Source organism: Clavibacter sp. CT19 (assembly GCF_027858075.1).
Classification (GTDB): domain Bacteria; phylum Actinomycetota; class Actinomycetes; order Actinomycetales; family Microbacteriaceae; genus Clavibacter; species Clavibacter tessellarius_A.
In genome coordinates, this window is the sequence record NZ_JAQHYR010000006.1 from 15,475 (window position 1) to 41,016 (window position 25,542).

A 25,542-nucleotide genomic window follows, 5' to 3' on the forward strand; every position below is an offset into this window, starting at 1 on the left:
GCATGTCGCTCGTCGTCGGGAAGCGCGCCCGCCGCCCTACCGACCGGCGCCGCGCACCCCCGTCGTGCTCCGGATCCACGCCGCGTCCTGCGAGAGGAGGGCGTAGACGGAGACGCCGTGCGGGTCGTCCCGCTCGTCGCCGAAGCCCTGGGAGCAGAGGGCGCGGACGCGGCCGTCGACCAGGAGCGGACCGCCGGAGTCGCCGTCGTTCGGCACTCCGTTGATGCCCGTGACCTCCTGCGCCGCGCCGTGGAAGCCGTCGACCTCGGCGCCGGTGAGGCGGACGGTGGCCGCGTAGAGCCTCGTCGCCTGCTTCCCGTGCGCGCGGAAGCCGTAGCCCTCGATGGTCCCGGTGCCGGAGGCGGCCGCCCCGGATCGCAGGTCGAGGGGGGCGTACGCCGACAGGGGCGCGGGCGCGGCGAGGTGCATCAGCGCGATGTCGCCCTTCGGGGCCACGACCACGCGGTCCACGGGCGACGCGTCGCCCGAGTCCGTCACCGAGTTCGACTGGTACACGTCGATGTCGTCGGTGTCCCCCGTGCACTGCCGCGCGGTGAGCACCCAGGAGGCGTCGACCTGCACGCCCGTGCAGTCCTCCTCCCGCCCCGCGGCGATCGTGCCGCCGGTCTCGACGATCTGGACCGCCCACGGGGTGAACGGCGCGACGCGGCCGGCCACGATGTGGGACTGCGCCGGATCCGCGGTCGTCGGCGTGGGCGCGCCGCCCGACAGCCCCAGGGTGATGGCCACGCCGGCCACGAGCAGGTTCGCGAGCATTCCGTCTCCTTGGTGTTCGATTCGCGCGCGGATCGAGGTCCGGCGCAAGACGCGCGGGAGCCTGCCGTCGCACGGGCACCCGAAGCTGGTCGGTGTTCCACCCGTCCGGACAGGATGGGCGACAGGGGCGGACGCTGCCCGGCGAGTGCACACCCACCGACCAGCGGGAGCTTGCGCGGGGCTATTCGTTTGCGCCCAATGCATAGCTTCTCTAAGCTCGGGCCACACCCTGGGACGCGATCTGCCGATCGCCCTCGCATCGCGTACCGGTCCCGGGGAGCCAGCTGCACCGGATGTAAGACGCGTGAGGTGCGCACCCTCGAGGATCCGGATCGGTGCCGACACCCAGGAGGAACCCCGCATGGGACGCCTGATCTACGACTCGACGAGCCGCACCGAGATGGAGGACCGCGCGCTCGCGCACCTCCAGATCGTCATCACGAACAAGCTCCGCCGCAAGGAGGCCTTCGCCTTCTCGTGGAAGAACCCCGCAGCCGAGGGCGACGGCCGTCGCACCATCTGGATCGCACCGGAGATCCCCGTGGAGTTCGTCTACAGCGGTGGTCGGCCCCCGGCGATCAACGCCGCCTGGGTCGAGGCGCTCATGCAGACCGCGAACACCGCCGCCGGCCTGCACCTCGTCCCGGAGCCGGATCCGGCCGGCTGACCCACGGCGCCGGCGCACCTGGCGAGGCGGCAGGACGCGCGTCAGGCGAAGGCGTAGAGGTCGGGATCGGTCACGGCCGCCGGCAGCCCCTGCCACGTCCGATCATCGTCCGGGTGCTCTCGGACGGTGATGAGGACGGACGAGCGCCCGGTGACCAGGAAGGACACGACCTCGCGGCGCGCGGTCTCGAAGTCGACGAACGCGGCACCCGCCGTCACGGCGGCCGTGAGCTGCGCGCGGAGCACGGCGACGTCCTGGTCGGGGGAGAGGAAGAACGGCTCCCCGTCGATGAGGAGGTGGATGGATCGCATGGGACCCTGCTTTCTGCCGCAGCGGACGGCGGCCTCGGAGATCGAGCACGACCACCCACGGGGTCCAGGCAGGTAGGCCGACACGGCGACGATAGGCCGGCTGCCCGGGGAGCGTCCACGCTCGCGTGAACGCGAAAGGTCTCGTGCGCCCACCGGCCATCCGCGAGCGCGACGGGCCGGGTCGCTGGCCCGCCTGCCGTGCTCGCATGGCCGCGTGCGGGTCAAGCCCCGCGACGATTCGCGGCACCGCCACCAGCATGGGACCCGTGGGAAGGCCCGGCTCGAGCGCTCGGCCGTCATGTGGGGCGGCCACGTGCAGTTCGGACGGTGCACCACGGAAGATGCCCACAGGGGGCTGTTCGGCGATCCGAGCAGCCCCACGAGGCGCACGTCAACACGAGGGGGAACGACATGCCGATGCTCCATCTGAACCGCTACGGCGGTGCGCCGAAGCTCCACTCGGCCGTCGAGTCGACCTTCAGCGCCGTCTGGAACGCCGCCGGCGCCGAGCGCGGTCTCCTGCCCCTGTCCTGGCATCTCGCCGACCCGTGGAGCGGAGCGCACTTCGCCGCATCCGCCGCCGGCCATCCCGAGCAGCACCGCCGGGAGATCGTGGAGTCCTGGATCGTGCAGCTCGGCCTCGTCGACGAGGTGGATCCGCTCACGGAGCCGCTCAAGCGCTGCGGCGACGAGATGGTCTGGACGGGATCCGTCGACGGCGTGACCTTCCAGCTGACCTACCCGGCCGAGGGGACCACGTGGTGGTCGTCGCCGGGGGACGCGGCCGCGCCCGCGGGCTGAGGCACCGCCTCCGGGCGGCTCGCTGACACGGCGACACCGCCCCCGCATTGGCCACGGGACGGCATCTCGCCTATCGTTCACCTGAACGATAACGAGGAGGGCCCGTCCCGATGCCATCGATCGTCACCACCCGCACCGCATCCGCGGACGCGAGCTCGCGCTCCATCCGCGTCGTGGACCGCGCCGCGCGCCCCGACCGGCCGGCCGCGCCCAGCCGCCGCGCCGTCCTCGCGGGCACCGCCGGGATCGCCGGGCTCGGCCTGCTCGCCCTCACCGGATGCGCCACCGGCGCGAACAGCACGACCATCCCCGAGGCCGCCGCCACCGGCACCGCCGCCCGCGGGGGCCGCCTCCGCATCGCGCGGCCGGCCGCATCCGCCGCCGAGACCCTCGACTCCGCCAGCTCGCTCTCGGCGTACGAGTACCTCGGCGCCCTCTACAACCGGCTCGTGAGGCTCGATGAGAAGGGACAGACGATCCCCGACCTCGCCGAGGAGTGGGCGGCGAGCGCCGACGGCGCCACCTGGACCTTCCGGCTCCGCCGCGGGGTGCGCTTCCACGACGGGTCGACCTTCACGGCGGCCGACGCGATCGCCTCGATCCAGCACATCCTGGATCCGGCGACGGCCTCCCCGCAGGGCGGCGTGCTCGCGGCCATGATCGGCACCGACAGCATGTCGGCCCCCGACCCGTACACGCTCCGGTTCCAGCTGCTCACCCCGAACGCGGAGTTCCCGTCGCTGCTCACGGCCTACCAGTGCTACATCGCGCCGGCCGCCGCCATCGGCACGATCGGTCGCACGGGGATCGGCACGGGCCCGTTCCGCCTCTCCTCCTTCCACCCGGCCGGATCCGGCAGCGTCGAGGCCTTCGAGGACCACTTCGCCGGCCGCCCCGTGCTCGACGGCATCGACTTCTCCTCCATCCAGGACACGACGGCCCGCGTCAACGCGCTGCTCGCCGGGCAGATCGACCTCATCTCGCAGACGAACCTCGACTTCGCGACCGCCCGCGTCGTCTCGGCCTCGAGCCGGGCGACGGTCGCGCGGGTGGTGGACGCGCAGTGGTACACGATCCCGATGCTCGCCACGAGCGACGAGTTCCGGGACCCGCTCGTGCGGCAGGCGATGAAGCTCGCGTACGACCCCGAGCAGATCGTCGCCACGGCCCTGCAGGGCACCGGCACGCCGGCGCGCGACAACCCGGTGCCGCCGTCGCTCGCCGCGTTCGTGGACGTCGAGCGCCCCTACGACCCCGACCAGGCCAAGGCGCTGCTCGCGAAGGCCGGCATGGCGGGCCTCAAGACGGAGATCCACACCTCCAGCTACGAGTCGGTCTTCACGCCCATGGCCGTCGCGTACCGCGACCAGGTGAAGGCGGCGGGCATCGACCTCACGGTGCGGAGCTCCTCCGCCGACTCCTACTACACGGAGATCTGGATGCAGAAGCCGCTCATGGTGAGCTACTGGTTCACCGGCCGGCCCATCGACCAGGTGCTGAACCAGATCTTCCGCACCGGGTCCTCCTACAACGAGAGCGCCTGGTCGAACCCCACGTTCGACGCGCTCCTCGACGACGCCCGCGCCACCATGGACGACGCGAAGCGGCTGATGCTCTACCAGGACGCCCAGCGGCTCGTCGTGGAGGACAGCGCGGACATGACGCCCATGTTCGGCGACCGGCTCGTCGGCATCTCGCGCGACGTCGTCAACTACCGCGAGCACGGCTTCGAGTTCGACCACCTCACGATCGGGTTCCGCGCGTGACCGCGTCGCTGGCCGTCGTCCGCCGCGTCGGCACGGCGCTCCTCACGATCGTGCTCGCCTCGCTGTTCGTGTTCCTCGCCGTGCAGCTGCTGCCGGGCGACGTGGCGCAGCAGCTCCTCGGCCAGAACGCGACGCCCGAGGCGGTCGCGACCCTCCGCGAGTCGCTCGGGCTCGACCGGAACGTGTGGCTGCGCTACGGCGACTGGCTCCTCGGCGCCGCGCGCGGCGACTTCGGCACCTCGCTCGTGAGCGGGGACCCGGTCGCGCCGACGCTGCTCCTCGCCTTCCGCAACAGCATGCTCATCGCGATACCGGCGATGCTCGTCGGCGTCACCGTCTCGCTCGCGCTCGGCGTGGTCGCGGGCGTCCGCCGCGGGCGCCGCATCGACTCGGTGATCAGCGTCGTGAGCCTCGTGGTGATGAGCGTGCCCGAGTTCATGGTCGCCACCGTGCTGGTGCTCGCGTTCGCCATCGCGATCCCCGTCTTCCCCGCCGTGGTGCTCCGCGGCAGCGACGCCACGGTCGCCGAGCTCCTGCCCTCGGTGGGGCTGCCCGTGATCGTGCTGACCCTCGCGATGGCGGCCTACATCGTGCGCACCATGCGGTCGTCGACCATCGACGTGATGGCGTCGGAGTTCATCACGACGGCCGAGCTCAAGGGCCTCACGACCCGGCAGGTGGTGTGGCGGCACGCCGTGCCGAGCGCCCTGCTGCCGACGCTCAACGTGGTCGCGCTCAACGTCGCGTGGCTGCTCGGCGGCGTCGTCGTGGTCGAGAACGTCTTCAACTACCCGGGCATGGGGAAGCTGATGCTCGAGTCCGTCTCCACGCGCGACCTGCCGACCATCCAGGCGATCGCCCTCCTGAGCGCCGGCGTGTACGTGGTCTGCAACCTCGCGGCCGACCTCGCCGCCCTCGCCCTCGATCCCCGGCTCCGCACGAGGCAGCGTCCCCGGCGCCTGCCGCGCGGCGCCCGACGGAAGGCCCGCGCATGACCGCCCCCGCATCCGCCCGGCCCGCCGGGTCGAGCCGTCCGACCGGCCCGACCGGTCGCATCCGCGCGTGGCTGGCGCCGCTCCGGGGATCCACCGCGCTCGCCATCGGGCTCGGGCTCATCGCGCTGCACGTGGTGCTCGCGGTGCTCGCGCCGTGGATCGCCGGGCACGACCCCGTGGTCACCGACTCGGGCGACGTGCTCTCCGGCACGACCTGGGCGCACTGGCTCGGCACCGACCAGTACGGGCGCGACATCCTCTCCCGCACGCTCAACGGCGGCCGGTACGCGCTCGTCGTGACCTTCCTCGCGACGACCATCGCGGTCGCGATCGGCACGGTCGTCGGCTGCGTCACGGCGTACGCGGACGACTGGTCCGACGAGGTCGTGATGCGCGTCGTCGACGCGCTGCTCAGCATCCCGTCGATCCTCGCGCTGCTCGTGGTGGTGACGGTGTTCGGATCCGGCCTCTGGGTCATCGTGCTCGCCGTGACCGTCGTGTACGCGCCCGCTGTGACCCGCGTGGTGCGGGGCGCCGCGCGGACCGTGATCACGCAGGACTACGTCACGGCCGCCCGCGCCCGCGGCGAGCGCCCGCTGAGCATCGTGTTCCGCGAGATCCTGCCGAACGTGCTCGACGTGGTGCTCGTGGAGTACGCGATGCGCGCGTCGTGGATCGTGCTGCTCATCTCCTCGCTCTCGTTCCTCGGCTTCGGCGCGAACCCGCCGACGCCCGACTGGGGGCTCATGGTGCAGGAGAACCGCACCGCCCTGACCGTCGTGCCCATGGGCACGCTCGCGCCGATCGTCGCGCTCGCGACCCTCGTGATCGGCCTCAACCTCAGCGCCGACGGGCTCAGCAAGTCGCTCGGCGTCGACCGCGCGCAGAAGGGGATGGCATGAGGCCCGGGACCGTCGAGGACACCCTGACCGGGGCCGTGCGCCTCGGCACCGTCGTGCGCGTCGCCGACCTGGCGATCTCGTACTCGAGCGGGACCGCGGACGTGCCCGTCGTGCGCGGCGTGAGCTTCGAGATCCGCGCCGGGCGCGCGCTCGGGCTCGTCGGCGAGTCCGGCAGCGGCAAGTCGACCGTGGCGCGCACGCTCCTCGCGCACCTGCGCCGCGGATCCCGCGTCGTCGGCGGCAGCGTGGAGGTCGGCGGGGACGACGTGTTCGCCCTGTCCCCCGCCGCGATCCGCGAGCTCCGCGGCGGCACCGCGGCCGTCGTGGCGCAGAACGCCGGCCAGTCGCTCACGCCCTCCATGCGCGTGGGCCGCCAGCTCCGCGAGGCGCTCGAGAGCCACGGCCTGCCGAGCGACGACGAGCGGGTGCAGGAGCTGATCCGGCTCGTGCGCCTGCCCGACCCCGCGACCATCGTGCGCCGCTACCCGCACCAGCTGTCCGGCGGGCAGCAGCAGCGCATCGCGATCGCCATGGCCGTCGCGGCCCGCCCCCGCGTGCTGGTGCTCGACGAGCCGACCACCGCGCTCGACGTGGTGACGCAGGCGGCCGTCCTCACCCTGATCCGCGAGCTCGCGCTCGAGCTCGGCATGGCGGTGCTGCTCGTCAGCCACGACCTCGGCGTCGTCTCGACGATGGTCGACGAGATCGCCGTGATGCGCGACGGCGTCATCGTGGAGCACCGGCGGACGGCGGATCTGTTCGCCTCGCCCGCGCACCCGTACACGCGGGAGCTGCTGGCCGCGATCCCGGGCGGCCCGCGCGCCGGATCCGCGGACGCCGCGACGCCCGCACCCGCCCCCGTGCCGCCGGTCGTCGTCGCCGACGGCCTCGTCGTCCGCTACGGCCGCGGCCTGCCGCCGGCCGTCTCGGACGTGTCGTTCACGATCGCGCCGCGCGAGACGCTCGCCGTCGTGGGCGAGTCCGGCAGCGGCAAGACCACGCTCGCGACCGCGCTCGCCGGCCTCGTGCCCACGGAGTCCGGCACCTTCCGGTTCCAGGGCGACGGCGTCGAGGGCGACCTGACCTCCGCGGTCGCGCACCGGCCGCTCGACCTGCGCCGCGCGGTGCAGCTCGTGTTCCAGAACGCGGACACCTCGCTCAACCCCAGGCGCACCGTCGGCGCGGCCATCGCGCGGCCGCTGAAGCTGTTCACCGGCAGCGCGTCGCCGGAGCGCGTGGGCGAGATCCTCACCGAGGTGGGCCTGTCGCCGGACTTCGCCGGCCGGCTCCCCGGGCAGCTCTCCGGCGGCCAGCGGCAGCGCGTCGGGATCGCCCGGGCGCTCGCTGCGGGGCCGCAGCTGGTGATCGCCGACGAGATCACGACCGCGCTCGACGTGCGCGTGCAGGCGGAGATCCTCCAGCTGCTCGCCGACCTGCGGCGCGACAAGGGCCTCAGCTGCCTCTTCATCAGCCACGACCTCGCCGTCGTGCGCGGGGTCGCCGACCGCGTGGCCGTGATGACGGGCGGGCGCATCGTGGAGGTCGGCCCGACCGAGCGCGTCTTCGCCGGGCCGAACCACCCGTACACGCGGCAGCTGCTCGACGCGACGCTGGAGCCCGGCGCCACCGAGCTGCCGGTCGTCCAGGACGTGCGCGCCACCTGGCGCGACGCCGCGGGTGGAGGGTGGAGGGAGCTCGGCGACGGGCACCGGATCCGGGACTGGGAGGACGCACGATGACCGACGCCGCAGCGGGGACGACCGCGACCGGAGCCGACGACGGCGCGGACGGCGCCGACGGCGTCACGCATCGCGACGTCTGGATCCCGATGCCCGACGGCACGCCCCTCCACGCCCGCATCTGGTCGCGCGCGGGCGACGGGCCCGTCCCCGCGCTCCTCGAGTACCTCCCCTACCGGCTCGACGACTGGACCGCCCCGCGCGACAGCGAGCGGCACCCCTGGTACGCCGCGCACGGCTACGCCTCCATCCGCGTCGACATCCGCGGCACCGGATCCTCCGACGGCCTGTTCGTCGACGAGTACTCCGCCCAGGAGCTCGACGACGGCGTCGCGGTGATCGAGTGGATCGCGGCGCAGGACTGGTGCACGGGCGCGGTCGGCATCTTCGGCATCTCGTGGGGCGGCTTCAACGGCCTGCAGCTCGCGGCCCGCGCGCCCGAGGCCCTGAAGGCCGTCGTCACGGTCTGCTCCACCGACGACCGCTACGACAACGACGTGCACTACATGGGCGGCGCGGTGCTCGGCATCGACATGGCCGCGTGGGGCGCGACGATGTTCGCCTTCAACTCCCGGCCGCCGCGGCCTGAGGTCGTGGGCGAGGGCTGGGTGGAGCGCTGGCGCGAGCGCCTGGATCCCGGCCGGCCGATGACGCCGACCTGGCTCGCGCACCAGGAGCGCGACGACTACTGGCGGCACGGCAGCGTGGGCGAGGACCACGCGGCCATCACCGCACCGGTGCTCGCGGTCGGCGGGTGGGCGGATCCGTACCGCGACGCCGTCCTGCGCCTGGTGGAGAACGTGTCCGCGCCGGTGAAGGGCATCATCGGGCCGTGGTCGCACCAGTACCCGGACCGCGGCCTGACGCCCGGCCCGTCGATCGGCTTCCTGCAGGAGACGCTGCGCTGGTGGGACCGCTGGCTGAAGGGCGTCGACACCGGCGTGGAGGCGGATCCCGCGCTCCGCGCCTTCCTCAGCGACTCCGAGCCGCCCGCCACCAGCTACCCCGAGCGCACCGGCCGATGGGTCGCCGCCGCGTCGTGGCCGCCACCGGCGTCCGTCTCGGCGTCGCCCGTGCTGCCGCTCGACGTGTTCCACGGGCCGGCCACCGTGGGCGACCCCGTCGTGGTCCGCTCGCCCCAGCACACCGGGCTCGATGCCGGCCGCTTCTTCCCGTTCGGCAACGCCACCGACCTGCCGCCGGACCAGCGCGCCGAGGACGGCCTCTCGGTCTGCTTCGACCTGCTGCTCGACGAGCCGCTCGACGTGCTCGGCAACGTGCTCGTCGACCTCGCGGTCACGAGCGACCTGCCCGACGCGAACGTCGTGGTGCGGCTCTGCGACGTCGCGCCCGACGGCGCATCCACCCTCGTCACGCGCGGCGTGCTGAACCTCAACAAGCGGATCGACCGCGCCCGGATCGACCCGATGGTGCCGGGCGAGGAGGCGGTCGTGCGCGTGCCGCTCGTCTCCACGGGCCACTCGTTCCCGGCCGGGCACCGGCTGCGCATCGCGGTGTCGTCGGCGTACTGGCCGTGGATCTGGCCGCACGCCCGCGAGGCGACCCTCGCCGTCGCGCCCTCCCGCAGCGCCGTGACCCTGCCCGTCTGGACGCGCCGCGAGGACGACGGCGTGCGCTTCGAGGCGGCCGTGCAGGCGACGCCGATCGCGATCCAGCGGATCCCCGACGCGTCGGGCATGCCCGAGCGCAGCGTCTCCCACGACGTGGCGACCGGCGAGTGGACGCTCGACGTCGACCCCGGCTACGGCGGATCCCGGGTCTACCCGGACGGCCTGGTCTTCACCGAGTCGAGCCGCGAGACGTACCGGATCACCGAGGGCGACCCGACCTCGGCCGTCGCCGAGTCGCGCTGGGCCATCGGCCTCGAGCAGCCGACCTGGCGCGCGCGCCTCGAGACGACCTCGCGCGTGACCGCCGACGCGGACGCCTTCCGCGTCGTCAACACGCTGAAGGCGTGGGCGCGCGACGGCGGCCCGGACGCGCCCGATGTGCTCGTCGCCGACCGCGTGTTCGACGACCGCGTGCCGCGGACCTCCGCATGACGGCCGGGACGACCGCGACGAACGGCACGGCCGCGACCGCCGGCCGCGGCAGGCGCGAGAAGCCCGAGGTGCGGCGGGCGATGATCGTCGAGGCGGCGCGCGCGGTGATCCTCCGCCAGGGCCTCACCGCCACCGGCCTCCGCGACATCGCGGCCGAGGGCGCCGTCTCGGTCGGCACCGTCACGTACCACTTCGCGAGCGTCGCGGAGATCCTCGACGAGGTCGTGGCGCTGGAGACCGACCGGTTCTACGCGGGGACCGTCGAGGCGGTCGACGCGGCTCCGGATCCGGTGCACGGCATCCGCCTGCTCGTCGAGCCGCTGTTCGACGGCACCGACGCGTCGGAGGCGCACTGGCGGCTCTGGTCGGACTACTGGACCGCCGTCGCGCGGAAGCCCGCCCTCACGCCCGAGCGCCTCGAGCGCCTCCGCGTGTGGGAGGCGTGCCTCGTGCGCACGATCCGCCGCGGCGTCGAGGGCGGCGTCTTCCGGCAGGTGGACGCCCCCGAGGTCGCGCTCAAGCTCGCGGCCTACAGCGACGGCATCGCCACGCAGCTGTCGCAGAAGGTCCCGGGCCTCGACGACGCCCGCGCGCTCGAGTGGATCTGGACCCTCCTCGACGCGGAGCTGGCCGACGGGACGCCGCTCTTCCGCTGAGGCGCGCGCGGCCGGGCGCCCACCGGGCCATGATGATCGAGGCGACGCGGCCCGACGGCACGCGGACGCCGACCCGCCCACCGCCGAACGCCCGGAGGACCCATGCTCATCGAACCCGTCGACGCCGCCCGCGCGCACGTCAGCAGCCACGTCGATCCGGACGACTTCGACGCCTTCTGGGCCGACACCCTCGCCGAGGCCGGGAGCCACGACCTCGACGTGCGGCTCGCGCCCGTGGAGACCGACCTCGCGCTCGTCGACGTGCAGGACGTGACCTTCGCCGGATCCGGCGGCACCGACGTGCGCGCCTGGCTCCGCACCCCCGCGGGCGCGACCGGCCCGCTGCCCACGGTCGTCTCGTTCGTCGGCTACGGCGGCGGGCGCGGACGCGCCGAGGAGACCCTGATCTACGCGGCCGCCGGCTTCGCGCACCTGCAGATGGACACGCGCGGCCAGGGCTCGTACTGGAGCGCCGGCGACACCGCCGACCACGGCGAGGCCGGCCCCGCGATCCCCGGCTTCATGACCCGGGGCATCGCGTCGCGCGAGTCCTACTACTACCGCCGCCTCTTCACCGACGCCGTGCGCGCGGTCGACGTGGCGCGGTCGCTCGACGTGGTGGATCCGTCGCGCATCGCCGTGCAGGGCGGCAGCCAGGGCGGCGGCATGGCCCTCGCGGTCGCCGGGCTGCGCGAGGACATCGCGGCCGTCTCCGCCTACGTGCCGTTCCTCTGCGACATCGAGCGGGCCACGCACATCACCGACGCGTACCCGTACCACGAGGTCGTCGACTACCTGAAGACGCACCGGGGCCGCGGCGAGGACGTGCACGCGGTGCTGCGGTACTTCGACGGCGTCGCGTTCTCGCGCCGCGCGACCGCGCCCGCGCGCTTCTCGGTGGGCCTCATGGACGCGACCTGCCCGCCGTCCACGGTCTACGGCGCGTTCAACGCGTACGCGGCCGAGAAGGAGATCGTCGAGTGGGAGTACAACGGCCACGACGGCGGCGGCATCGACGACGAGCTCGGCACGCTGGCGTTCCTGCGGCGGCGGATGGGGTGACGCGGGCGCGCCCGGATCCGGTCGCGGATCCGCTCGTGGCCGGGCCCGCGGATCCGTGCACGGATGGGGGCGCGACCCGCCCCGAGGTCGGCGGTTCCGCGTAGCCTGGGAGCACCTCGCCGGTGGAGCGAGCGGACCGGGAGGACGTCATGCCCCGGCCCCGCATCCGCCCCGCGAAGCCCGGCAGGTCGAGCAAGCCCGGGCCCCCGCCGCCGTCCGTGGCGGCGCGCGTGGCCGCCGATCCGGCGCAGAAGGACGTCCTCGTCGAGGAGGTGCTGCTGCTCGTGGGCGTGGCGCTCCGGCTGCAGATGGAGAACCTGATCATCATGCGCACCCTGCGCGAGCGGCGCGCGTTCGACGAGGAGTCGCTCATCGAGGCGCTCCGCGGGGAGCTGGCGGAGCTCACGGGCGAGAAGCGCGGCGAGGCCGAGCGGCTGCGCATGGCCACCGAGCGCGCGGCGCTCCGCGACGGCAAGGGCATGCGGCCGGACGACTACCGCGAGGGCGACGTGCCGGGGCTCCGGCTGCGGGCCGAGATCGCGGAGGAGATCGTGGAGCGGCTCGGCGCGCTGTCGCGGGATCCGGAGGCGCTCCGCGAGGTGCTCGTCATCGCGCGCGACTCGGCGCTCGAGCAGATCGTGCGCGCGCGGCTCAGCCCGCAGCTGCTGCCCGGCGCGTTCCCCGCGGAGGGGCGCGACGACCGGGTCGGCGAGCTGCGCGACGAGCTCGCGCGGCTGGCGGCGGAGCGGGAGCGCGCCGAGGAGCGCGCGGGCACGCGGGATCCGGCGCGGAGCCGCACGCGGATCCCGGCCCGAGGGCGACCGCAGAAGGTGTGACCGCGCTGCTGCGCGGGCGGCAGCGGGTCAGGGCGCGAACGCGAACCGCGGCTCGACGCGCTCGCCGGTCGCCGCATCCGCCGCGAGGCTGCCGATGAGCGGCGCGAACTTGGCGCCGTGGCCGGAGCAGGGCGAGACGATCGTGATGCCCTCCATCCGGTCGATCACGAAGTCCTCCGTGGGCGTGCTCGTGAACAGGCACGTCGACTCGGCGTACGGCACCGGTTCGACGCCCGGCAGGTTGCGGCGCACCCAGTCGACGACGCGGGCGCGGTTCGCCGGATCCACGCGGCCGTCCTGATGCGCGGCCGACGGGATCACGCGCCCGCCGTCGAACTCGGCGACCTTGTGGCCGCGGCCCTCCACGTCGCGGCCGCCGGGCAGCGCGTAGACCTGCATGCGCTCGTCCATGTGGATCGAGGTGGGGACGGATCGGGCGGGCGGGCCATCCCGATACGGACTCTGCCGATACGGACTCTGCCGATACGGGAAGTGGAACACCTGCTCCTGCCGCACGCGCAGCGGCGGGATGCGGTCGAGGGCGGCGCGCGGGAACGGCAGCGCGGCCAGGAGCTCGGGCAGCCAGCCGCCCGCGCCCACCACGACGCTGTCGCCGTCGACGCGGCGCCCGTCGTCGGAGGCCACCTGGAAGCCGGCGCCGGCGCGCTCCACCGACGCGGCCGTCCAGCCCTCGTGCACCACGGCGCCGTGCGCGACGGCCAGGTCGAGCATCGTGCGCACGGCGACCTCGGCGTCGACCACGCCGGCGGCCGGGTGGAAGAGCACGTCGGAGTCGAAGGTCATCTCGGGCCAGCGGTCCTCGGCCGCGCGCGCGGACATCAGCTCGTGGTCGATCCCGACGCGCTCGAGCACGCGCGCGAGCTCGGCCGGGCGGCGCACGAGGCCCGAGTCGACGGATCCGGTCGGTGTCACGATCCGCGTGCCCGTGCTGCGCTCGAGCCGGTCCCAGAGCACGCGGGCGTCGCGCATCAGGCGCACGTAGAAGGGGTCGGGGTAGGCGTAGCGGAGGATGCGCGCGGATCCGTGGGAGCTGCCCCGCATGCTCGCCGGCCGGTCGCGCTCCAGCACCGTGACCTCGTGCCCGCGGCTCGCGAGCTGCCAGGCGGTGGCCGCCCCGGCGAGCCCGGCGCCGATGACCACGTGGTGGGTCGCGCGCCCGCGCCCGGTGGATCCCGTCATGCGGCCAGGCTACGGTCGCGCCCCCGCTTCCGGGTGCCGGGCCCGGGAGCCGTAAGCCCGCCGCGAGCCGCGGGCCGGGCGAGGAGCCGACGGGCGTCGGTCCGTGAGGGTGGATCCCGGGCGCACCCGCGCCGTTCCCGCCCGCGTGATAGGTCAGACGTTCGTCTGGCGTTCACTCGCGGGCCCTGTGAGCGGCCGCCCTGCCCACGCACGGCGCCCTACCGTCTCCTCGCGGGCTCCCCCCGCCCCGACAAGGAGGTGCGTCACCATGTCACGCCGAACGAAGACGATCCGGATCCTCTTCCCACCGAAGCTCCTCGCGACCCTCGCGATCGGCTCCCTCACCGCCCTCGGCCTCGCCTTCACCGGCCCGGCCCACAGCGCGAGCGCGGAGGAGAGCACCCCGCAGGCACGCGTCGCCGCATCGATCGAGCACGGCCAGCTCCAGCAGGACGTCGGGTCCGGCCGCCTCACGGATGCGACGGCCACCGGCATCGCAGGTCAGCACATCCCCGCGTCGCCCACGGATGGTGCGATCGCCGAGCAGAAGCTCTTCGGCATCCACTGGCCGGAGATCCGCATCCACATCCACATCCCACTTCCCCCCGTCCACATCCACATCCCGCACATCCACGTCCCGTCCATCAACATCCACATCCCCATCCACGTCCCGCTCCCCCACATCGACCTCCCGCCGATCCACATCCCGCCGGGCGGCCACCGCCCCTGATCGCGCCGGTCGTCCCCACCACCACCCTGTGGAGGTCGCGCCGCGGGCACCAGGCTGGCGTCGCGTCGTCGCGACGGCTGCCTGGCTGAGGGTCGGGCCGGAGGATCGCCTCCGGCCCGGCCCTTCGTCGGACCTGCGCTCCACCACGACCGGAGATGCCCGGCGGCGGCGACCGCGGATGCGGGGCAGATCAGTCGAGCGCGATCCCCACGATGACCGCCAGCAGGCCGACCACCGCGAAGGGCAGGGCGGCGAGGTACATCGAACGCGGTGCCGGCTCGTTCGTCCGGGACGTGTGGTTCAGCGTGCGGAAAAAGCCGATCCCCATCCCGATGGTGCAGACGATGGTCACGACCTGCAGCGCCTTCGCCAGCGGGTCACCCACGGGCCCGCCTCCGCAGCCGGATCCCCCGCACGGCCGCCCAGCCGAGACCCGCGAGCCCGAACGGCGCGAAGATGCCGGCGCAGAGCCAGGCCGGGGCCTCCCAGCGGAACCCGCCCTCGACCTCGTCCGTGTCGCCCGCGCCCATGCCGCCTCCGCCCCCGCCCCCGCGCAGCGTCGGCTCGCGGCGTCCCCTCCATCGCGGCCGACCGGGGCGCGTCCGGCTGCCGCCCGTCCGGGAGGATGGACGCATGACCGCACCCGTCACGCTCACCGCCCGCGCGCTCCTCCTCGACATGGACGGGACGCTCGTCGACTCGACGGCGCTCGTGGAGGAGATCTGGACGATGCTCGCGCGGCGCTTCGGCCACGACCCCGCGGACCTGATGCGGCGGATCCACGGCGTGCGCGCCGCCGACAGCATCGCCCGGTTCGCGCCCGCCGGCAGCGACGTGCCCGCCCTCCTCGCCGAGCTCGACCGGCTCGAGCTCGACGGCAGCCCCGCGACCGTCGAGATCCCCGGCGCCCGCGACCTGGTCGCCGCGCTGCCCGCCGGATCCCACGCCCTCGTCACGAGCGCCGGCCCGGACCTCGCGCGCGCCCGTCTCGCCGGCGCCGGGATCCGCGTGCCCGACGTCGTGGTCTCCGCCGACGACGTCACCGCCGGCAAGCCCGACCCCTCCGGCTACCTGCTCGCGGCGGAGCGCCTGGGCGTGGATCCGGCCGACGCGATCGTCTACGAGGACGCCGAGGCCGGCATCCGCGCGGGCCTCGCCGCCGGCATGCGCGTGGTCGTCGTCGGCGACCACGCGAGCGACGCCACCGTCGGCCTCCCCCGCGTCCGCGACCACCGCGGCACCACGGTCGAGGTGCGCCACGGGGTCCTCACGCTCACGCTCCCCGGCGACGCCCCCACGCCCACCCCGTGAGGTGGGCCCTCCTCGGCGGCGCCATCGTCAGCGAGGTGACCGCCTCCCTCGCGCTGCAGGCCGCCGTCGACGCGCCCGGCTGGTACGCGCTCGTCGTCACCGGGTACCTCGCGGCGTTCTGGTTCCTGACGCGCGTGCTGAGGACGGGCATGGCCGTCGGTGTCGCCTACGGGGTCTGGGGCGCCACCGGCGTCGCGCTCACCGCCGTGGCCGCCGCGGCGCTTCTCGACCAGCCGCTCACCGGCCCGATGATCGTCGGCCTCGTGCTCATCGTCGCCGGCGTGCTGCTCGTGGAGCTCGGGTCGCAGCGCGCGCAGGCCGCCCGCGCGACCGCCGCCACCGCGGCCTCCGGCGAGGCCCGCTGATGGCCTGGCTGCTCCTGTCGATCGCGATCGTCACCGAGGTCGCCGCCACCATCTCCCTCAAGCTCGCCACCGACGGCCGGAAGCGCTGGTACGCCGTCGTGGCGGTCGGCTACGTCACCGCGTTCTCGATGCTGGGCGGCGCGCTCGCGCTCGGCCTGCCCATCGGCGTCGCGTACGGGATCTGGGCCGCGACCGGCGTCGCCCTCACCGCGATCCTCGGCCGCCTCCTCTTCCGCGATCCCCTGACCCGCACGATGGTCGCCGGCATCGTGCTCATCGTCGCCGGCGTGCTGCTCATCGAGCTCGGGCGCTGACCCGCAGCGCCGCGCCGCCCGCTGATGGCACGATGACCGCATGGCATGGACGGACGCGGGCGACCCGCAGCGGTACGGGGCGGGCATCCTCCAGGGCGAGCGGATACGCCTTCGGGCGCTCGAGGACGCCGACCTCCCGGACCTCGTGCGCTGGTGGCGGGATCCGGAGTGGGCGGTGCTGCAGCAGCTCACGGTGCGCCCGCGGCCCGAGGCCGACGTCGCGGAGCAGTTCCGGAAGTGGAGCGACAACGAACCCGCGGGCTCCGTGGGCTTCTGCGTGACCGACCGGATCTCCGGCCGCCTCGTCGGCCACGTCACCCTCTACGGCGCCGGGCTGCTGACGCGCGCGGCGACGCTGACGGTGATGATCGGATCCGAGCACGTGGGCGTCGGCTACGGCACGGATGCCGTGCGCACCCTCGTCGGCTACGGGTTCCGCGAGATGGGGCTGAACCGGATCGAGCTGCACGTCTTCGCCTACAACGCCCGGGCCCGCGCGACGTACCGGAAGGTCGGCTTCGTGGAGGAGGGCGTGCGGCGCGAGACGGTCTTCCACGACGGCGCGTTCCACGACGAGATCGTGATGTCGGTGCTGGCGCGGGAGTGGTTCGCGCGCTGACGCGGCTGGCGCCGATCCGCCGCCCTACTGCGGGTGCGGCGCCTCCCCGCGCTCGAGCATCGCCACGAGCTTCGCGAGCCGGTTGGCGCGCACGGTCGCGTTCGGCGCCGTCGACACCCGGTGGATCACGGCGTAGCGGTTGACCTTGCTGAGCGTCGCGAAGGTCGCCGCGGCGGCGGGCGACGCGGCGAGCGCGGCCAGCAGGTCCTCGGGCTCCGCAGCGGATGCCTGACCCGCGTACGCCCGCTCCCACCGCCCGTCGGCCTGCGCGCGCTCGACCTCGCGGATCCCGGCCGGCCGCATCCGCCCCTCGGCCGTGAGCGTCGCGACCAGGCCGATGTTGCGTTCCGACCACAGCGACGCCTTCCGCCTGGGGGTGAACCGGCGGCGGAACACCCGCTCGTCGATGCTCGCGGTCTGCCCGTCGATCCACCCGCTGCACAGCGCCTCGTCGAGGGCCTCCGCGTAGGTGAGGGAGGTCGGATCCGTCGTGCCCTTCTTCGCGAGCACCAGCCACACGCCGTCGGACGACTCCTCGTGCGCGTCGAGCCAGGCGCGCCACGCGGCGCGGTCGGGGAGGGTGAGAAGGGCGTGCACTCCCCCGCCGACCGGGGTCATCGGGCTCTGACCGACGGCTCGCCCTCGTAGTGCGAGAGGTCCACGATGCCGTGGCGCACCGCGTGGATCAGCACCTGCACGCGGTCGCGCACGTCCCACTTGGTCATCACACGGCTGAGGTTCGCCTTGATGGTCGGCTCGGAGAGATGCAGCTCCCGGGCGATCTCGGCATTCGACATGCCGCGTCCGATGAGGCGGACGACGGTGTACTCGCGCGTCGTCAACGGCTCGTGCCCCGAGGCCGCCATCGAGCCGGTCTCCGAATCGTCGCGGAGGGACAGGATCAGATCGCGCGTGATGCGTGGCGACATGACAGACCGCCCCGCCCGGACCTCGCGGATGGCGTGCAGGATGTCGTCCGGCTCGCTGTCCTTGACGAGGTAACCGGACGCACCGGCGCGGAGCGCGGGCACCACGTGCCGCTCGGAGGAGAACGTGGTCACGGCCAGCACCCGTGTGTCCGACAGCGCCGCCGTGATCCGCCGAGTCGCTTCCATCCCGCCCATGCGCGGCATCTGCAGGTCCATCAGCACGACGTCGGGCTGCAGCTCCTCGGCTGCGCGCACCGCGAGGACGCCGTCCTCCGCTTCGCCGACGACCGTCATGTCGGGAGCCGACGCCACGAAGATGCGGAGCGCATGACGCACCAGCGCCTCGTCATCGGCGATGAGGACGCGGATGGGTGCCATGCCGCGAGCCTACGGGGGCGTCCGTCGCCGATGACCATACGGAAGTCTCGTGGGTCGCGACCTTCGGATGCATCGACGCGCGCACCGGCGCCGAGACGCTTCTCCAGACGCACGGAGAAGGAGACGACGATGCAGGCACTGATCACGCTGATGGGACTCATCCGACCGACGGGTTTCTGGAACGAGGCATGCAAGCTCCTCAAGATCTGCAAGTGAACGGCCTACGCGACCAGTCATGATGGGCGGGTGACGAGAGCTGGGTACCTCCGACGCCGGATGAGCGGCCTGCCCCAGCCGTGGCGGGGACGCGAACCGGACTTCTCGAACCTCCCGCCCCGTGCGCGCATCGCGCTCCTGACGGTGATCACGCTCGTGCTGGTCGTCGACATCGTCGGCTTCCTGGAGGATCCAGCACCGTCCTGGCGCGAGCTCGTGGCGCAGGAGGCGCCGACCATGGCCGTCGCGCTGTTCGCGTGGTCACCGCCCGCCGCAGCGATCTCGCTGCTCCTCGCCGCCCTGCTGGAGACCGCGGCGGGCCAGGGCGGCGGCCTCGCCGTCTACCTCGCCGTCGCGACCGGGCTGGTCGTCTACACGAGTCCCCGCTGGTTCAGCGGCCTGTACGCGGTGACGGCGTCGGCGGTGGTCGTGCTGCACTGGACGACCGCGGAGTCCCTCACGACGACGGCCCTGCCCGCCGTGCTCCTCATCGGCGCGCTCGCTGCCCTCGTGGGCCGCACCCTGCGCTCCTCGCTCCGGCGCGAGCGGGGACTGGCCGTCGACCTCCTGGACCTGGAGCGGGCGCGTGACGCGGAGCTCGAAGCGGAGCGGCAGCGCATCGCCGACGAGCTGCACGACATCATCGCCCACGACGTCACGCTCGTCGCCATGCACGTGCGCGTGCTGGGGCGGGTCGACGACCCCGCGCTGCGTGAGCAGTCCGTCGTCGCGATCCGCGACAGCGCCGACCAGGCGCTCGCGGACATCCGGCGCGTGCTGCGGGTGGTGCGGGACGACCGGAGCACGACCATCGGCGATCGGGATGAGGACGGAGACACCATCGCCGGCGCCGTGGACTCGGTCCGTCACGACCTCGAGGCCCTCGGAGCGCATGTCGTCGTGGGGCCGCTCGACGGCCTGGACGTGTCGAGCGCCATCCAGCTGACGATCGTCCGCCTGCTACGGGAGGGGGCTACCAACGTCGCGAAGCACGCGGCCCCCCGCCCGGACGTGCGCGTGGACATCGATCCGGGCCAGGACGACGTGACGGTGACGATCACCAGCACCATGGCGCCCACCTCCACCACGAGCCCGATCCCCTCTTCCGGGTACGGGATGCACCGGATGCGTGAGCGCGTCACGCTCCTGGGCGGCAGCCTGGAGGCTCGCGAGGTCGAGGGATCCTGGGTGTTGAGCGCCCGCCTGCCGCGTCACTGAGCGCGCGGCGGCGTCGAGCATCATGCCCACCGTGGCGGCGGGGCGTTCCAGTCGCGCGTACGCCTGCCCGTGCACCGTGGCGATCCCCGCGTCCTGCCGCGTCATGCCGGCGAGGATCCGCAGCGTGGTCGACTTCCCGGCTCCGTTGGGGCCAAGGAATCCCGTGACCGTCCCCGGCGGGCAGCTGAAGGTGACGCCGTCGAGGACGCGTCGGCGTCCGTACGACTTGGCGAGCCCGTCGACGACGATCACCGCCCGGCCTCCGTCGCGTCGAACCCACGCGGCAGTCGCCGGTCCAGCACGAAGCCGCCGACGCAGCCCCCGACCGCCAGCAACAGAGCCGACCACAGCGGCACCGACAGCGGGCCGACCCGCATGGGGATGTCGAGCGTGGCCGACAGCGCGATCAGCGACACCGCGAGGAGCGCGGCGACCACGACCACGACCGTCACGAACCGCTTGCCCGGCGTCCACGTCCGATGCTGGGGGAACTGCGCGGCGAAGACGCGGGGGTCGCCGAAGCGGTCCTCCGGCCCCGCGTCCGCGAGGGAGCAGTCGCTCCGGACGTCGTCGAGCGTCGAGCGGATCCGGTCCTCGTCGAGGCCCCGCACCCGCAGCTCGAACGCCAGCCTCCTGTAGTAGTTCATGTCCCGCTCCTCATCCCGTCGTGACCCGACGCGATCGCGTCGAGCGTCGTGCGGACCCGCGCCCATTCGTCCAGCAGCACCGCGACACGTTCACGCCCCCGGCTCGTGACCGAGAACACCTTCCGGCCGGGGCCCGGCCCCACGTGCTGCCAGTCGTGTCGCACCCAGCCCCGGTCCTCCAGCCGTGCGAGGAGCGGGTAGACCGTGCTCCCCGTGGCCTCGGCGTGCCCGGACTCCGTCAGCCGCTCCAGCAGCCGGTACCCGTGATCGGGCTCAGATCCGAGCAGGAGGAGGACGGTCAGGGGCAACGTCACGCGGCTCCAGTCCGATGACCATCCGATGTCCATGGATAGATCGTGACGCGACCTATGGCGGGGGCGAATACGGAGGTATCGGATCCGTGAGACTTTTGGATGATCCGGCGGCGTCAGCGGCCCTCGGCGGTCCCTCCGCCGAGCGTGACCACGAGCTTCCGCGCCGAGACGCCCTCGCGGAGCCGGTCCATCGCGGGCTGGATCGCCTGGAGCCCGGTGCCCGTGACCTCCGCCTGCGGCGCCGCGACGTAGCGGCCCTCGGCGAGCGCGTCCGGCAGGAAGCGCTCCCAGAGCATCGGACCGACCTCGTCGTGCATGAGGGCGCTGCCCCAGATGAAGCTCGCGCGGATCTCGCGGACGCGCGCCCGCAGCATCAGGGCCGGGGTGATCGTGCCCATGCGGAGGCCGAGGCGCACGAGCGGCAGGCCGACGCGGCCGCCGCGCGGGAGGGTGTCGAACGAGACCGGCGGGCTCGCCATGCTGACCCGCTTGGCGCCCGTGGCCGCGGCGATCCGCACGGCCGGGTCGCCGGATCCGGTGCCGATCGCGAGCACGCCCGCCACGCGTCGCCCGGCCAGGTGCCGCACGATGTCCTGCACCGCCGTCGGGCTCCGGTAGTCGAACGCGCGGCTCGCGCCGAGCGAGCGCACGAGCTCGTGGTTGCGCGGCGACGCGGTGGTCACGACGTCGTAGCCGGCCGCGACCGCGAGCTGGATCGCGTTCAGGCCGACGCTCGTGGATCCGCCCCACACCACCACGGTCTCCCCCGTCGCCGGCGTGGTCGCGTCCGGGAACCGCAGGCCGAGCTGGCCGGCGCCGAAGAGGCCGGACGCGGCGGTCGAGATCCCGAGCGGGAGGACGGCGGCGTCGGCGAACGCGAGGGAGTCGGGGATCGGCGCGGCGAGGTCGGTGCGCACGATGACGCGGGTCTGGAACCCGCCCTCCGGCGCGTGACGCCGCCCCTTCTCCATGCCGACCGCGTACGCGACGACCCGGTCGCCCACGGCGAAGCGCGTGACGCCGGGGCCGACCTCGTCGACGACGCCGGCCACGTCCTCACCGAGCACGGCGGGGTGCGGCAGCCAGCGGTACATGAGGTCGCCCATGTGCTGCTTCATGGTGTCGAGCGGGTTGATCGCGACGGCGCGCACGCGGATCGCGACCTCGCCCGCGCGGGGTGCGGTGGAGGGCGCCGCGCCGACGGTGAGGTCGGCGGCGGACGAGGCGAGCCAGGCGGCGGATTCGGTGGGCACGGCGGATCTCCGATCTCGGGTCGCGGCATCCGATGACATCGCGTGTCATCACCATAGTCCGTCATGGCACGCCGTGTCATCACTAGGATCGACGCATGAGCAGATGGCAGCCGGACGCGCGCGAGCGCCTGGCCGCCGCCGCCCTCGAGCTGTTCGGCGAGCGGGGCTTCGCGGAGACGACCGTGCCCGAGATCACCGCCCGGGCCGGCCTCACGACCCGCACGTTCTTCCGCCACTTCGCCGACAAGCGCGAGGTGCTGTTCGCGGAGGAGGACGAGCTGCCGGCGCTCGTCACGCGCATCATCCGCGAGGCGGCGCCCGACCGCTCGCCGCTCCAGGTCGTGGAGGACGGGTTCCCGGAGGTCGTCGCGTCGCAGTTCGCGGAGGGGCGCGCGACGCTGCTCGCCCGCAAGCGCATCATCGTCGCGGATGCCGGGCTGCAGGAGCGCGAGATGCGCAAGGTGGCGGCGATGCAGGAGGCCGTGCGCGCGGGCTTCGTGGAGCGCGGGGTGGATCCGCTCACGGCCGTGCTCGTCGCCCACGCCACCGCGACGGTCTTCGGGGTGTCCATCGGGCGGTGGCTGTCGGAGGACGGCGGCGCCGTCGACCTCGCCGAGGTGCTCCGCGAGACGCTCGGCGCGTTCCGTCGGGTGATGGCGGCGGGCGCGTGATGCGGGTCACGTACGACGCGGTCGCGGACGCCGCGTACGTCGCCCTCGCGGGGCCGGTCGGCGACGGCGAGGTGGGCACGACCATCCACTCGATCTTGACGCCCGGCGACAGCGGCGAGATCTCCCTCGACTTCGACGCCGACGGCCGCCTCCTCGGCATCGAGGTGCTGCACGCGAGCGCGGTGCTGCCGGCGGCGGTGCTCGCGGAGGCGGAGCGGATCGGCTAGCTGCCGCGCAGCACCTTCGCCATCGGGCGGCCGCGGGCGATCTCGTCGACGAGCTTGTCGAGGATCCGCACCTGCTTCATCAGCGGATCGTCGATCTCCTCGATGCGGACGCCGCAGATCACGCCGCGCACCTCGTCGGCGAGGGGGTTGAGGCGGGCGGCGGCGAAGAAGTCCTGGAACGTCGTCTCCGCATCGAGGTGGCGCTCCAGCTCCACGGCGTCGAAGCCGGTCAGCCACGTGATCGCCTCGTCGACCTCCGCGCGCGTGCGGCCCTTGCGCTCGACCTTCTTCACGTAGAGCGCGTGGACCGACGCGAACGAGGTCGTGTAGATGCGGTGCATGTCCGGAGCGTATGCCGGTGCGGACGGGAGGTACAGGTACCGTCGCCTGATCCCGATGAGAGGACCTCCCATGTCTCCCGAAGACGAGACCTCCTACCTGCTCCGGAACCCGGCCGGCGCACGGCGGCTGCTCGCCGCACTCGAACGCGCCCAGCGTGGGGAGTTCGAGGAGCGCGAGCTGAGCGAGGCGCCGATCGCGCCCGAGGCACACCCGACGCGGGAATAGGCAGCCGCCCCGGCGCGGTTCGACTCCATGCAGACGCATCCACCCGGATCCGTCGCCGCCGAGCACCGAGGAGCGCCCCATGGCCACGAAGATCGGCTTCCTGTCGTTCAACCACTGGCAGGACGTGCGCGGATCCCGCGTGCGCACCGCCCAGGACTCGCTGCTCCAGTCGATCGACCTCGCGGTCGCGGCGGAGGAGATCGGCATCGACGGCGCGTACTTCCGCGTGCACCACTTCGCGCCGCAGCAGGCATCGCCGTTCCCGCTGCTGGCCGCCATCGCGAGCCGCACCAGCCGGATCGAGATCGGCACCGGCGTCGTGGACATGCGCTACGAGAACCCCCTCTACATGGCCGAGGAGGCGGCCATGACCGACCTCATCTCCAACCGCCGGGTGCAGCTCGGCATCAGCCGCGGATCGCCCGAGCAGGTCGAGGCCGGCTACGAGTCGTTCGGCTACGTGCCCCGCGACGGCGAGACCGACGCCGACATGGCCCGCCGCCACACCGGCCTCTTCCTCCGCGCGCTCGAGGGCGAGGAGCTCGCGACCGCGGCCCCGCAGCGCGGCATGATCGCGGGTGGTGTCGCGATCACCCCGCAGTCGCCCGGCCTCCGCGAGCGGATCTGGTGGGGCGCCGGCACGCGCGCCACCGGCCAGTGGGCGGCCGAGCAGGGCATGAACCTGATGTCGTCGACGCTCCTCTCGGAGGACACCGGCGTGCCGCTCGACGTGCTCCAGGCCGAGCAGATCCAGCTGTTCCGCGACGGCTGGGCCGCCGCCGGACACGCGTGGGAGCCGCGCGTGAGCGTCAGCCGCAGCATCATCCCGATCATCGACGACGAGTCGGAAGCTTTCTTCGGCGTCCGCTCGCAGATCGAGGGCCGCGACCAGGTGGGCGAGGTCGGCGGCGAGAAGTGGCGCTTCGGGCGCTCCTACATCGGCACCCCGGAGCGCCTCATCGAGGAGCTCGGCGCCGACCAGGCGATCGCCGCGGCGGACACCCTCCTCGTCACGATCCCCAACCAACTCGGCGTGGACTTCAACCTGCGCTCGCTCGCGGCGATCAAGGGGATCGGGGAGGCGTTGGGGTGGGACCGGGCGGATGCGGCGGTGGGGGCGTCGGCCTGATCCGCTGACACCTGCTCGTCCGCCGGCTCAGTCGCCGGTCGGCCGCTTGCGCTGCTGCTTCGTGGCGGAGCGCTGCGTCTTGGCCGCGAGGCGTCTCTTCTGTGATCCCTTGGTGGGGCGGGTCGGACGTCGCGGGGCGGCATCGGGTGCGAGCGCATCCGCGACGAGCTGACGCAGCCCGTCGATCGCGGCGACCCTGTTGCGGAGCTGCGACCGCTGCTCGGAGACCGTGACCGTGATGGTCCCGGCGACCAGGCGCCGGCCGAGCCGCTCGAGGATCCGCGTTCGCTGCTGATCCGTCAGCACGAGCGATCCCGCGACGTCCCACGTGAGCTGCACCCGGCTGTCCGACGTGTTGACGTGCTGCCCGCCGGGCCCGGACGACCGCGAGAACCGCCACTGCAGCTCAGCGGCGGGGATGGTCAGCGCGGGGCCGACCTCGAGATCCATGCGGCAAGGGTCGCACGCTCGGGACGCGGGCCGCGCGAGCACCGCCTAGCGGTGTCGGCGGAGGTTGATGCGCTTGAGGATCAGCCGGCCGACGAGGCCCAGAACCACCATCCCGACGACGATGACGACGAACGTGGCGACGGGAGTCAGACGGAGCATCGCCGCGCTGAAGGACATGATCACCGAGGTGATCACCACGAGCACGATCACCTGCCGGAACGACGGCTCGCCCGTCAGCCTCTGCTTCGCCGCGGTGTCGTCCTCGAAGCTGCGCCTGTCGTCCATGCATCCACCGTCCCACAGGCCGGTGCTCTTAGCGCAGCCGAGGGACGAAGCGCAACGTTCTCGGATCCGTTGACACGCTCCTCGGCGTGACCCGAAGCTTCTCCCGTCGCCGGCGCTCGTCCGGCCAGCAGCCCAGGAGAACGG

The 25,542-nt window shown here is 73.5% G+C and carries 33 protein-coding genes and 1 pseudogene; 20 read left to right on the forward strand and 14 right to left on the reverse strand.

Going from position 1 to position 25,542, the window contains the following annotated elements; genetic code table 11:
• Positions 1 to 36: 36 nt before the first annotated feature.
• Positions 37 to 777, reverse strand: coding sequence for a S1 family peptidase (locus PED38_RS08325; protein ID WP_270980814.1), 741 nt, complete (start codon positions 775 to 777; stop codon positions 37 to 39).
• A gap of 361 nt (positions 778 to 1,138) precedes the next feature.
• On the opposite strand from PED38_RS08325, the gene PED38_RS08330 reads away from it, so the two are divergent.
• On the forward strand, positions 1,139 to 1,444 hold the full coding sequence (locus PED38_RS08330; protein WP_270980815.1) for a DUF7882 family protein: 306 nt from the start codon (positions 1,139 to 1,141) through the stop codon (positions 1,442 to 1,444).
• A 41-nt stretch (positions 1,445 to 1,485) separates the two neighbouring features.
• Here the strand turns inward: PED38_RS08330 and PED38_RS08335 are convergent, their stop codons facing one another.
• Positions 1,486 to 1,755: a hypothetical protein gene (locus PED38_RS08335; protein ID WP_270980816.1), complete on the reverse strand. Its 270-nt coding sequence runs from the start codon at positions 1,753 to 1,755 to the stop codon at positions 1,486 to 1,488.
• A gap of 411 nt (positions 1,756 to 2,166) precedes the next feature.
• On the opposite strand from PED38_RS08335, the gene PED38_RS08340 reads away from it, so the two are divergent.
• From PED38_RS08340 to PED38_RS08380, 9 genes are all read left to right on the forward strand, one after another.
• Positions 2,167 to 2,556 carry a hypothetical protein gene (locus PED38_RS08340; protein WP_270980818.1) on the forward strand — a complete coding sequence of 130 codons (390 nt, stop codon included), beginning with the start codon at positions 2,167 to 2,169 and terminating at the stop codon, positions 2,554 to 2,556.
• A gap of 110 nt (positions 2,557 to 2,666) precedes the next feature.
• Positions 2,667 to 4,322: an ABC transporter substrate-binding protein gene (locus PED38_RS08345; protein ID WP_270980819.1), complete on the forward strand. Its 1,656-nt coding sequence runs from the start codon at positions 2,667 to 2,669 to the stop codon at positions 4,320 to 4,322.
• Positions 4,319 to 5,317 (forward strand): ABC transporter permease, encoded by a 999-nt coding sequence (locus tag PED38_RS08350; RefSeq protein ID WP_270980821.1) that lies wholly within the window; start codon positions 4,319 to 4,321, stop codon positions 5,315 to 5,317. Before PED38_RS08345 ends, PED38_RS08350 begins: the two co-directional genes overlap by 4 nt.
• Positions 5,314 to 6,219 (forward strand): ABC transporter permease, encoded by a 906-nt coding sequence (locus PED38_RS08355; protein ID WP_270980822.1) that lies wholly within the window; start codon positions 5,314 to 5,316, stop codon positions 6,217 to 6,219. The genes PED38_RS08350 and PED38_RS08355 overlap by 4 nt, the downstream gene beginning before the upstream one ends.
• Positions 6,216 to 7,958, forward strand: a complete 1,743-nt coding sequence (locus PED38_RS08360; protein ID WP_270980823.1) for a dipeptide ABC transporter ATP-binding protein — start codon at positions 6,216 to 6,218, stop codon at positions 7,956 to 7,958. Before PED38_RS08355 ends, PED38_RS08360 begins: the two co-directional genes overlap by 4 nt.
• Complete coding sequence (locus PED38_RS08365) at positions 7,955 to 10,021, forward strand: CocE/NonD family hydrolase (RefSeq protein WP_270980824.1); 2,067 nt, start codon at positions 7,955 to 7,957, stop codon at positions 10,019 to 10,021. The genes PED38_RS08360 and PED38_RS08365 overlap by 4 nt, the downstream gene beginning before the upstream one ends.
• Positions 10,018 to 10,677, forward strand: coding sequence for a TetR/AcrR family transcriptional regulator (locus PED38_RS08370; protein ID WP_270980825.1), 660 nt, complete (start codon positions 10,018 to 10,020; stop codon positions 10,675 to 10,677). Before PED38_RS08365 ends, PED38_RS08370 begins: the two co-directional genes overlap by 4 nt.
• 102 nt (positions 10,678 to 10,779) lie before the next feature.
• Positions 10,780 to 11,739, forward strand: a complete 960-nt coding sequence (locus tag PED38_RS08375) for an acetylxylan esterase (RefSeq protein WP_270980827.1) — start codon at positions 10,780 to 10,782, stop codon at positions 11,737 to 11,739.
• Positions 11,740 to 11,888: 149 nt separating this feature from the next.
• On the forward strand, positions 11,889 to 12,575 hold the full coding sequence (locus PED38_RS08380; protein ID WP_270980829.1) for a hypothetical protein: 687 nt from the start codon (positions 11,889 to 11,891) through the stop codon (positions 12,573 to 12,575).
• Between the two features lie 27 nt (positions 12,576 to 12,602).
• On the opposite strand, the gene PED38_RS08385 is transcribed toward PED38_RS08380, so the two are convergent.
• A complete protein-coding gene (locus PED38_RS08385) occupies positions 12,603 to 13,775 on the reverse strand; it encodes an FAD-dependent oxidoreductase (protein WP_270980831.1) in 1,173 nt (390 codons plus the stop codon).
• Between the two features lie 268 nt (positions 13,776 to 14,043).
• Between PED38_RS08385 and PED38_RS08390 the strand changes: the two genes are divergently transcribed.
• The gene (locus PED38_RS08390; RefSeq protein ID WP_270980832.1) at positions 14,044 to 14,505 is read left to right on the forward strand and encodes a hypothetical protein; all 462 of its coding nucleotides are present in this window, start codon (positions 14,044 to 14,046) and stop codon (positions 14,503 to 14,505) included.
• Between the two features lie 190 nt (positions 14,506 to 14,695).
• Here the strand turns inward: PED38_RS08390 and PED38_RS08395 are convergent, their stop codons facing one another.
• Complete coding sequence (locus tag PED38_RS08395; RefSeq protein ID WP_270980834.1) at positions 14,696 to 14,890, reverse strand: hypothetical protein; 195 nt, start codon at positions 14,888 to 14,890, stop codon at positions 14,696 to 14,698.
• Complete coding sequence (locus PED38_RS08400; protein ID WP_175345478.1) at positions 14,883 to 15,035, reverse strand: hypothetical protein; 153 nt, start codon at positions 15,033 to 15,035, stop codon at positions 14,883 to 14,885. The genes PED38_RS08395 and PED38_RS08400 overlap by 8 nt, the downstream gene beginning before the upstream one ends.
• A gap of 103 nt (positions 15,036 to 15,138) precedes the next feature.
• Here PED38_RS08400 and PED38_RS08405 point away from each other — a divergent pair, with 103 nt between their 5' ends.
• The 4 genes from PED38_RS08405 to PED38_RS08420 are packed head-to-tail and all read left to right on the forward strand — an operon-like array spanning position 15,139 to position 17,114.
• Complete coding sequence (locus PED38_RS08405; protein WP_270980835.1) at positions 15,139 to 15,816, forward strand: HAD-IA family hydrolase; 678 nt, start codon at positions 15,139 to 15,141, stop codon at positions 15,814 to 15,816.
• The gene (locus tag PED38_RS08410; protein WP_270980836.1) at positions 15,813 to 16,181 is read left to right on the forward strand and encodes a DMT family transporter; all 369 of its coding nucleotides are present in this window, start codon (positions 15,813 to 15,815) and stop codon (positions 16,179 to 16,181) included. Before PED38_RS08405 ends, PED38_RS08410 begins: the two co-directional genes overlap by 4 nt.
• Positions 16,181 to 16,495: a DMT family transporter gene (locus PED38_RS08415; protein WP_270980837.1), complete on the forward strand. Its 315-nt coding sequence runs from the start codon at positions 16,181 to 16,183 to the stop codon at positions 16,493 to 16,495. Before PED38_RS08410 ends, PED38_RS08415 begins: the two co-directional genes overlap by 1 nt.
• Positions 16,496 to 16,535: 40 nt before the next feature.
• Positions 16,536 to 17,114 (forward strand): GNAT family N-acetyltransferase, encoded by a 579-nt coding sequence (locus PED38_RS08420; RefSeq protein WP_063071282.1) that lies wholly within the window; start codon positions 16,536 to 16,538, stop codon positions 17,112 to 17,114.
• Positions 17,115 to 17,138: 24 nt separating this feature from the next.
• Here the strand turns inward: PED38_RS08420 and PED38_RS08425 are convergent, their stop codons facing one another.
• Together PED38_RS08425 and PED38_RS08430 are read right to left on the reverse strand one after the other, a co-directional pair.
• A complete protein-coding gene (locus PED38_RS08425; RefSeq protein WP_270980839.1) occupies positions 17,139 to 17,711 on the reverse strand; it encodes a YdeI/OmpD-associated family protein in 573 nt (190 codons plus the stop codon).
• A gap of 17 nt (positions 17,712 to 17,728) precedes the next feature.
• Positions 17,729 to 18,421 (reverse strand): response regulator, encoded by a 693-nt coding sequence (locus PED38_RS08430; RefSeq protein WP_063071280.1) that lies wholly within the window; start codon positions 18,419 to 18,421, stop codon positions 17,729 to 17,731.
• 246 nt (positions 18,422 to 18,667) lie between these two features.
• On the opposite strand from PED38_RS08430, the gene PED38_RS08435 reads away from it, so the two are divergent.
• Positions 18,668 to 19,855, forward strand: coding sequence for a sensor histidine kinase (locus tag PED38_RS08435; protein WP_131798109.1), 1,188 nt, complete (start codon positions 18,668 to 18,670; stop codon positions 19,853 to 19,855).
• 30 nt (positions 19,856 to 19,885) lie between these two features.
• On the opposite strand, the pseudogene PED38_RS08440 reads toward PED38_RS08435, so the two are convergent.
• The 4 genes and pseudogenes from PED38_RS08440 to PED38_RS08455 form a co-directional block, all read right to left on the reverse strand.
• Positions 19,886 to 20,203: pseudogene (locus tag PED38_RS08440) on the reverse strand (ATP-binding cassette domain-containing protein); the annotation flags it as partial.
• The gene (locus PED38_RS08445; RefSeq protein ID WP_270980843.1) at positions 20,104 to 20,502 is read right to left on the reverse strand and encodes a hypothetical protein; all 399 of its coding nucleotides are present in this window, start codon (positions 20,500 to 20,502) and stop codon (positions 20,104 to 20,106) included. The pseudogene PED38_RS08440 and the gene PED38_RS08445, both read right to left, overlap by 100 nt.
• On the reverse strand, positions 20,499 to 20,816 hold the full coding sequence (locus tag PED38_RS08450; protein ID WP_270980845.1) for a PadR family transcriptional regulator: 318 nt from the start codon (positions 20,814 to 20,816) through the stop codon (positions 20,499 to 20,501). The genes PED38_RS08445 and PED38_RS08450 overlap by 4 nt, the downstream gene beginning before the upstream one ends.
• A 113-nt stretch (positions 20,817 to 20,929) precedes the next feature.
• Positions 20,930 to 22,069, reverse strand: a complete 1,140-nt coding sequence (locus tag PED38_RS08455) for a zinc-binding alcohol dehydrogenase family protein (protein WP_270980846.1) — start codon at positions 22,067 to 22,069, stop codon at positions 20,930 to 20,932.
• Between the two features lie 95 nt (positions 22,070 to 22,164).
• On the opposite strand from PED38_RS08455, the gene PED38_RS08460 reads away from it, so the two are divergent.
• Positions 22,165 to 22,740: a TetR family transcriptional regulator gene (locus PED38_RS08460; RefSeq protein WP_270980848.1), complete on the forward strand. Its 576-nt coding sequence runs from the start codon at positions 22,165 to 22,167 to the stop codon at positions 22,738 to 22,740.
• Entirely contained in the window at positions 22,740 to 22,967 is a 228-nt protein-coding gene (locus PED38_RS08465; protein ID WP_270980976.1) for a DUF2283 domain-containing protein, read from the forward strand. Before PED38_RS08460 ends, PED38_RS08465 begins: the two co-directional genes overlap by 1 nt.
• Here the strand turns inward: PED38_RS08465 and PED38_RS08470 are convergent.
• Positions 22,964 to 23,308 (reverse strand): DUF2200 domain-containing protein, encoded by a 345-nt coding sequence (locus PED38_RS08470; RefSeq protein ID WP_063071273.1) that lies wholly within the window; start codon positions 23,306 to 23,308, stop codon positions 22,964 to 22,966. The genes PED38_RS08465 and PED38_RS08470 overlap by 4 nt on opposite strands.
• A gap of 70 nt (positions 23,309 to 23,378) precedes the next feature.
• Between PED38_RS08470 and PED38_RS08475 the strand changes: the two genes are divergently transcribed.
• Positions 23,379 to 23,534, forward strand: a complete 156-nt coding sequence (locus PED38_RS08475; RefSeq protein ID WP_175345476.1) for a hypothetical protein — start codon at positions 23,379 to 23,381, stop codon at positions 23,532 to 23,534.
• 79 nt (positions 23,535 to 23,613) lie between these two features.
• Complete coding sequence (locus PED38_RS08480; protein WP_063071272.1) at positions 23,614 to 24,663, forward strand: LLM class flavin-dependent oxidoreductase; 1,050 nt, start codon at positions 23,614 to 23,616, stop codon at positions 24,661 to 24,663.
• Between the two features lie 27 nt (positions 24,664 to 24,690).
• On the opposite strand, the gene arfB is transcribed toward PED38_RS08480, so the two are convergent.
• Positions 24,691 to 25,113 carry an alternative ribosome rescue aminoacyl-tRNA hydrolase ArfB gene (gene arfB / locus PED38_RS08485; RefSeq protein WP_270980851.1) on the reverse strand — a complete coding sequence of 141 codons (423 nt, stop codon included), beginning with the start codon at positions 25,111 to 25,113 and terminating at the stop codon, positions 24,691 to 24,693.
• A 45-nt stretch (positions 25,114 to 25,158) separates the two neighbouring features.
• A complete protein-coding gene (locus PED38_RS08490) occupies positions 25,159 to 25,398 on the reverse strand; it encodes a hypothetical protein (protein ID WP_270980853.1) in 240 nt (79 codons plus the stop codon).
• Positions 25,399 to 25,542 lie beyond the last annotated feature (144 nt).